The organism is Mesorhizobium sp. M7A.F.Ca.ET.027.03.2.1 (assembly GCF_003999175.1).
Classification (GTDB): Bacteria; Pseudomonadota; Alphaproteobacteria; order Rhizobiales; family Rhizobiaceae; genus Mesorhizobium.
Genome location: NZ_RZOM01001953.1, coordinates 1 through 408 on the forward strand (window position 1 = coordinate 1; position 408 = coordinate 408).

The window sequence follows — 408 nt, forward strand, 5'->3', positions numbered from 1 at the left end:
CCGTTACCGAGGTCGATCTCGAGCTCGTTGTCGTCGATCACCTTGGTCACCTTGCCGACGAAGCCGCCGCCGGTGACGACCGTGTCGCCGCGACGGACAGCCGCCAGCATCTCGCCGCGCTTCTTCAGCTGCGTGCGCTGCGGCCTGATGATCAGAAAATACATGATCACGAAAATCAGGACAAAGGGCAAAATGCTGATGAACATGTCGGGAGAAGCGCCGACGCCTTGGGCGTATGCCGGTGTCACGAACATCGAGGTACTCCTGATTTTTGAAAACAGCCGCCAATTTGGCGGCCCTTGAAATTTGGCCGGAATATAGTCGGTAAAGTTGTCAATGCAACTGCGCGGCCGGCCAAATCGGCTGCTTTTACGGCCTGTTGAGCCGTGTTAGAGCATGATCGCGAAA

At 56.6% G+C, this 408-nt stretch carries 1 protein-coding gene; it reads right to left on the reverse strand.

The genetic code is table 11. The annotated features are described in order from the left end of the window. A partial coding sequence (gene yajC / locus EN750_RS38935; protein WP_127399541.1) for a preprotein translocase subunit YajC occupies positions 1–254 on the reverse strand: 254 nt, incomplete at its 3' end. Between the last annotated feature and the right edge of the window lie 154 nt (positions 255–408).